Origin of the sequence: Promicromonospora kroppenstedtii DSM 19349 (assembly GCF_000515355.1) — a bacterium.
GTDB classification, from domain to species: Bacteria; Actinomycetota; Actinomycetes; order Actinomycetales; family Cellulomonadaceae; genus Promicromonospora; species Promicromonospora kroppenstedtii.
On the sequence record NZ_KI911761.1, the window covers coordinates 26,011 to 30,465 of the forward strand.

Genomic DNA, 4,455 nt, shown 5'->3' on the forward strand with positions numbered 1-4,455 from the left:
CACCTCCAGGCCGGCCGGGTGCGGGCGGGACTGGGCCAGCAGCGTGACGCGGCGGGCGAAGTCCTTCGCGGACAGCGGGGCGACGTCGACGGCGTCGTCGGCCGTGGCACCGAGACTGACGGTGCCCTGCTGCACCGGGTGCAGCCGCGCCAGCGAGCGCAGCACGGTCGACTTGCCGGACCCGTTCGGGCCGACGAGCGCGGTGACGACACCGGGCGGGAGGTGGACGGCGACGCCGTGCACCACGGTGGTGCGCTGGTAGCCCAGCACGAGGTCGTCACCACGAAGGGCGGTAGGGGCGGTCACGAGAGGCAAGCCTAACCTTAGGTAGCGCCCCCTTGGACAACTGTCTCATTCCTCACCCCCTGGCCGGGACGGCCGCTACTCCGACTCGACGCTGGTGGTGTGGTGCGGGGTGCCCACGGGTTTGGACTCGCTCGACCCACGCTGCCGCAGGAAGATCGCGAACGTCACCATCGCCGCGACCGCCAGGAACTCGGACTGCCAGTTCTGCAGGGTGCGGTTCCAGAAGTCGGGCGAGGCCACGTACTCCAGCCAGGTCTGGGCCGGCTGACCGTGCTCGGCGGCCTCCTCGTTGGCCACGACGTGGCCGCCCAGCGACTGGGCCAGCCACGACAGCAGGAAGATCGTGCCCATCACCAGCAGGAGCGAGTTGGAGTAGAGCCAGAGCCGGAGCCCGCCTGCGCGCACCCACCGCGGCGAGTCGGGGCGGGCGTGCTCCCCGACGGCCTGCTCCTCGTCCGTGCCGAGTCCTTCGTCGCCCGGCTTCTTCGACTCGGGTGAACCACGCTGGACCAGCCACACCGTCGCGAGGATGAACATGAAGAACTGCAGGAACTCCGACTGCCAGTTCTCGGCGACGTCCACGAGGAAGCCGGAGGACGTGACGAAGTCGAGATAGCCGACCGGCGGCTGCCCGTGCCGGGCCAGCTCCTCCAGTTCCTCGGCGTGGCCGGCGAGCGACTGGCCGACGAGCGTGGCCAGGAAGAGCGCGATGAACGCGAGGCTGAGCCCGTTGTCGCGCACGAACCGGCGCACGCTCAGCGGCCCGTCAGAGGTATGACGATCATCACGGCGAGGCCCACCGTGATGATCGCGAGCAGCGTCCAGTACGGCGTACGCCCGACGTGACCTTTCTCGCCGGACCCCTGTTCCTCGCTCATCCCCACCTCTTCCACCCGTCGCCTGTCCGCCCATGATGCCCCTGGCGCTGGTCACGGGCTCGTCGACCGCTCCGTGCCGGTCGATGTCGGACTGTCCACGTACCCTGGTCGGCGATGAGCACAGCCACCGTGGAGGGCGCGTACGAAGGTGCGCTCCGAGCGTTCAAGAACCCGATGCTGGACCTGCTCCATGGCACCTACGCACCGTTCGTCGTGACCATGCTGGCGCTGGTCTTCACCGCACAGCGCCCGCAGGTCCCCGTCGCCGACGCGCACGCCGAGATCGACGCGGCGCTCGGCCGCCTGCGGTCGGCCGGGTACGGCGAGGAGGGCAACGCGCCGCTGCCCGTCGGCAGCGCGCGCGACCTGTGCCGCGGCTGGGTCCGGTCCGGCTGGCTCAAGCGGCACGTCCACGAGGGCATCGAGGTCTACCAGGTCTCCGCCCACGGCGTCGGCGCCCTGGAGGTCGCGGGCCGGGTGGGCGGCGCCCGCACCCGGGTCTCCGAGTCGCGCGTGCGGACGCTGCTCGACGCCGTGGAGGAGCTCGCGCACGACGCCGACCCCGACGTGCTGGCCCGCATCGCGCGCCTGGACGCCGAGATCAAGGAGCGCACCGCCGAGATCAAGCGCCTGGACGACACGGGCGCCGTCGAACCCGTGAGCGACGACCAGCTCCTGGAGGAGGCCGAGAACGTGCTGCACCTGGCGCGCGAGCTCCCGGCCGACTTCGCCCGCGTGGTCGAGTCGATCAAGCAGGTCCAGCGCGACGTCGTCACCGACCTGCGGCAGGACGTGCGCCCCACGGGCGAGGTGCTGCGGGAGTACCTGGCGCGCGGCAAGGACATCATGGAGTCCACGCGCGAGGGGCGTGCCTTCGCCGGGGCGCTCGCGCTGATCGGCCGGGCCGAGCACATCGACCAGCTCGCGGCCAACCTGCGCATGATCCTGGGGCACCCGTTCGCCGGGCAGCTGCCCGCGGCCCAGCGCCGCGAGCTGCACGAGATCGCGCGGCGCATCGAGCAGGGCGTGCGGGAGGTGCTGCACGCGCAGCAGCAGGCCTCGCACGTCATCACGACGCAGATCCGCAACCACGACCCGCTGCGCGACCGGGAGGTGGACGGGCTGCTGCGCGACGTGATGTCGGGGTTCCAGCAGTGGATGCCGACCTCGCGGCACAAGCAGCCGGTCGCGCCGATGCGGCGGCTGCCCGCGGCCGACGTCGGCCACCTGCGGCAGAAGGTCGACGGCCTGCGGCCGCCCGCTCCCCCGACGCCGCTGGAGGCGTGGGAGATGGGCGTGGTGCCGGACGACGACTCGCGGGCCTGGGGCGGCCCGCAGTACGCGGACCTGGAGCAGCACCTGACGTCCCGGCCGCGCGAGGACGACGGGACCGTCGACGTCGGCGCGGCGTTCCGGTCCGCGCCCGAGCGGCTGCGACGGCCGGTCGACCTGCTCGGGCTGCTGGAGCTCGCGCACCGGCACGGGATGGTCGAGACGGGCGAGGTGGTGACCGTCGAGGCGGTGCGGCCCGACGGGACCCGCCGGCGCTTCGCGTTCGGCGGGGTGGCGATGACGGACGAGCACGAGGGCAAGGGCGGGACGACGGATGAGTGAGACGGTGACGGACGGGGCGGTGACGGACGAGGCGGGCTTCATCGAGCCAGCCCCGATGGAGGACGACCAGACCGAGCTGTTCGCGGGCGACCGCGGTCTGCTGGAGCCGGAGGTCCGGCGGGTGCTGGTCCGGCTGCTGCAGCGGCGGTTCCTGTCGGCGGAGAAGCACCGCGCCCAGTGGCGCACCCTGCTGGAGCACCAGTCGGTCATCGAGTCACGCCTGCACGACCTGTTCGTGCGCCTCGTGGTGGACCACGACCGGCAGATCGCCTACAAGCAGCAGGTGCGCTCGGGCGAGGTGGACGTGCCGATCCTGCTGCGCGACGACCCGTACAACCGGGTCGAGACGCTGGTGCTGGTGCATCTGCGCACCGTCTACCAGCACGAGGCGAGCTCGGGCGAGACGTCGGCCCGGATCGACCTGGAGGACATCGAGCAGGGCGTGCTGACGTTCTTCGACCTCGACGACAACAACCTCGTCCGCCCGCAGCGCGAGATCCGGGACGCCGTGGGCCGCCTGGCGGCCGAGGGACTGATCGACGAGGAGTCGACGGGCCGCTACCGCATCACGCCCCTGGTGGAGGTCGTGCTCGACAACAACCGGCTCGCCGAGCTCACGCGCTGGCTCGCCGACAACAAGGAGACCCGTTCGTGAGCATGATCGAGACGCTGTGGGGGCTGGTCCCGGCCACGTCGACCGGGCAGCAGTGGGTGGCGCAGACCCTGCAGCTGGTCAACTGGGGCGGCTACCACGGGCACCACCAGGTGCGCCTGTCCCCCGGCGCCACGCTGTTCAGCGGCGGCTCGGGATCGGGCAAGTCCACGCTGATGGACTCGTACATCGCGCTGATCATGCCGCACACCACGCCGTTCAACGGTGCGTCCAACGGCGGCGTGACCGGCAAGCCGCGCGGCAAGGAGCAGCGCAACATCCTGTCCTACGCGCGCGGCAAGCTCGACGAGAAGCGGGTCGACGGCGAGACCCGCGTGCGCGTGCTGCGCGGCGAGAAGGAGGACACCTGGTCCGCCATCGCCATGACCTGGGCCGACCAGGGCGGGGCCACGTTCACTGCCGTGCGCGCCTGGTACGTCCCGTCGTCGGCCCGCACGCTGGAGAACGTCATCGCGGTGCGCGGCACGTGCGACGGGCCGTTCGACCTGACCGCCCTGGAGGAGGCGGCGCGGCACCGGTTCGACCGGCGCGCCGTGACCCGCACGGGCCTGACCTGCTTCGACACCGACCGCGACTACACGGCCCGGCTGCACACCGCGCTCGGCATCGGCGCGGGCGGCGACGGGCACAAGGCCGTGGGCCTGCTGGGCCGCATCCAGGCCGGGCAGCAGATCACCACGGTCGACGCCCTGTACAAGACGATGGTCCTGGAGGAGCCGTCCACGTTCGCGACGGCCGACGGCGCCGTGCAGCAGTTCGACGAGCTGTCCGCCACCCGAGACCGCATGGTCACCGCGCAGCAGCAGGTCCGGGCGCTGCGACCCATCCGCGAGCACCGCACGGCGATCGACGACGCCGTCGAGCGGCTGCGGATGATCGAGGCCGTGGGCCAGTTCACCGACCAGGCCGCGCCGGCCGCCCTCTGGCTGGCCGGACGGCGGCTCGACCTGCTGCGCGCCTCGGAGACCGACCTGCAGCGGCGGC

General features: G+C 72.1%; 6 protein-coding genes. 3 read left to right on the forward strand and 3 right to left on the reverse strand.

Features of this window, described 5'->3' with window-relative positions; all coding sequences use genetic code 11:
- From PROKR_RS28690 to PROKR_RS37965, 3 genes are all read right to left on the reverse strand, one after another.
- A partial coding sequence (locus PROKR_RS28690; RefSeq protein WP_036970875.1) for an ATP-binding cassette domain-containing protein occupies positions 1-306 on the reverse strand: 306 nt, incomplete at its 3' end.
- Positions 307-381: 75 nt separating this feature from the next.
- On the reverse strand, positions 382-1,047 hold the full coding sequence (locus tag PROKR_RS28695; protein WP_245606011.1) for a DUF6766 family protein: 666 nt from the start codon (positions 1,045-1,047) through the stop codon (positions 382-384).
- 14 nt (positions 1,048-1,061) lie between these two features.
- Complete coding sequence (locus PROKR_RS37965) at positions 1,062-1,184, reverse strand: hypothetical protein (RefSeq protein ID WP_281171769.1); 123 nt, start codon at positions 1,182-1,184, stop codon at positions 1,062-1,064.
- Positions 1,185-1,298: 114 nt separating this feature from the next.
- On the opposite strand from PROKR_RS37965, the gene PROKR_RS28700 reads away from it, so the two are divergent.
- The 3 genes from PROKR_RS28700 to PROKR_RS28710 form a co-directional block, all read left to right on the forward strand.
- Positions 1,299-2,798 carry a DUF3375 domain-containing protein gene (locus PROKR_RS28700; RefSeq protein WP_036970878.1) on the forward strand — a complete coding sequence of 500 codons (1,500 nt, stop codon included), beginning with the start codon at positions 1,299-1,301 and terminating at the stop codon, positions 2,796-2,798.
- Positions 2,791-3,453: a DUF4194 domain-containing protein gene (locus PROKR_RS28705; RefSeq protein ID WP_036970880.1), complete on the forward strand. Its 663-nt coding sequence runs from the start codon at positions 2,791-2,793 to the stop codon at positions 3,451-3,453. The genes PROKR_RS28700 and PROKR_RS28705 overlap by 8 nt, the downstream gene beginning before the upstream one ends.
- The coding region (locus tag PROKR_RS28710; RefSeq protein ID WP_157602838.1) for an ATP-binding protein at positions 3,450-4,455 on the forward strand (1,006 nt) is incomplete at its 3' end. The genes PROKR_RS28705 and PROKR_RS28710, both read left to right, overlap by 4 nt.

Bases quoted from the DNA above. Each gene is read 5' to 3' on its own strand.
- PROKR_RS28705 (WP_036970880.1), top strand. From the start codon at position 2,791: ATGAGTGAGACGGTGACGGACGGGGCGGTGACGGACGAGGCGGGCTTC.
- PROKR_RS28700 (WP_036970878.1), top strand. From the start codon at position 1,299: ATGAGCACAGCCACCGTGGAGGGCGCGTACGAAGGTGCGCTCCGAGCG.
- PROKR_RS37965 (WP_281171769.1), bottom strand. From the start codon at position 1,184: ATGAGCGAGGAACAGGGGTCCGGCGAGAAAGGTCACGTCGGGCGTACG.